1 protein-coding gene is annotated in these 1,508 nt (G+C 52.0%); it reads right to left on the bottom strand.

All coding sequences use genetic code 11. The features are described from left to right. Window positions 1-1,399, bottom strand: a 1,399-nt coding sequence (locus QVO97_RS08855) for a RecQ family ATP-dependent DNA helicase (RefSeq protein WP_288189477.1), incomplete at its 3' end; no start/stop codon positions are given. Window positions 1,400-1,508 lie beyond the last annotated feature (109 nt).

The following is a 1,508-nucleotide window of genomic DNA, read 5'->3' as shown; positions in this document are numbered from 1 at the left end:
CCAGTTCCCCATAATGCGGATTCTCATCCATCCGGTAATTGCGGATCTTTACCGTATTCGCCCCGTGAACCGTGTCGAAAATCACCGTTGTTCCATAGCGCTGTCCGCACGACTGCACACAGCCTAAGAGACTCTCTGCCGCCGCCTGAATGTCGATCGTGTCAAATTGCGTCATACAATTCGAACAGTTTCCGCAGTAATTACTTCCATATTCGCCGAAATACCGCAGGATATAATCACGCAGGCACTCATTCGTAAAACAATAAAACGTCATCTTTTTCAGGCGTTCCCGGTCACGTTCCAGCACCACCTGCCGCGTATAGTCGTCAAGCTCCTGATTGTCCTGGTTCCGCTCAATAAAGAGCTGGTTCGTCACCACATCCCGCCCGCTATAATACAGGATGCACTCCGCCGGTTCGCCGTCACGCCCGGCACGTCCTGCCTCCTGATAGTAGGCTTCCAGGTTCTTCGGCATCCCGCAGTGCAGGACAAACCGTACATCCGACCGGTCGATTCCCATGCCGAACGCATTGGTCGCCACCATCACCGGAACCCGATCATAGATAAAATCATCCTGATTCTTCTGCCGCTCCGCATCGGAAAGTCCCGCATGGTAACGCGTCACTGAAAATCCATCCCGGATCAGCTTCTCACAGATCTCCTCAACATTCCTGCGGGTCAGACAGTAAATAATCCCTCCCTGCCCCGGGTGCGCCTCCAGATATGCCCGGATCGCCGCATAGCGGTCCTTCGGCGTCTCCACTGCAAAATACAAGTTTTTCCGGTCAAATCCCGTCGTCAGCATCACCGGGTTCTGTAACTGCAAAATGTCGATGATATCGTCCCGGACCTCCTTGGTCGCGGTCGCCGTAAAAGCACTGACCACCGGACGCCTCGGCAGCTTCTCGATAAAATCAACAATCTTCAAATAACTCGGTCTGAAATCCTGTCCCCACTGGGAAATGCAGTGCGCCTCATCGATCGCCAGCATCGCAATATCCACGTGCATCGCAAAATCAAGAAATTCCTCCGTCATCAGACGCTCCGGCGCCACGTAAATGATTGGATAACGCCCCTCGCGCGCATACCCAAGCGCCTTATAATACTGTGCCGTCGTCAGCGAACTGTTCAGATACGCCGCGTGGACGCCCGCCTGATTGAGTGCCGTGACTTGATCCTTCATCAGAGAAATCAGCGGTGACACCACCAGCGTGATTCCCGGAAGAATCAATGCCGGAACCTGATAACACAGTGATTTTCCGCTGCCCGTCGGCATGATTCCCAGCACATCACGCCCATCAAGAATCCCGTCAATCAGTATTTCCTGTCCTTCGCGGAAGCTGTCATATCCGAAATACCGCTTGAGAACTTCATATTTTTCCGATTCCTCATAATTCATATATCTTTATCCAACGCCCTTTCATTCTAGTTCTGTCTCAACTATCCACAATCTTGAGCATTTCAAGTCTCAGACATCCACCAGGTCAATCTTTCCTGAAACTTCTCTC

Origin of the sequence: Clostridium sp. CAG:43, assembly GCF_000434655.1 — a bacterium.
Classification (GTDB): Bacteria; Bacillota; Clostridia; order Lachnospirales; family Lachnospiraceae; genus Otoolea; species Otoolea fessa.
The sequence above is the reverse complement of the archived record's forward strand: the minus strand, read 5'-3'. Positions and strand labels throughout refer to the sequence as shown.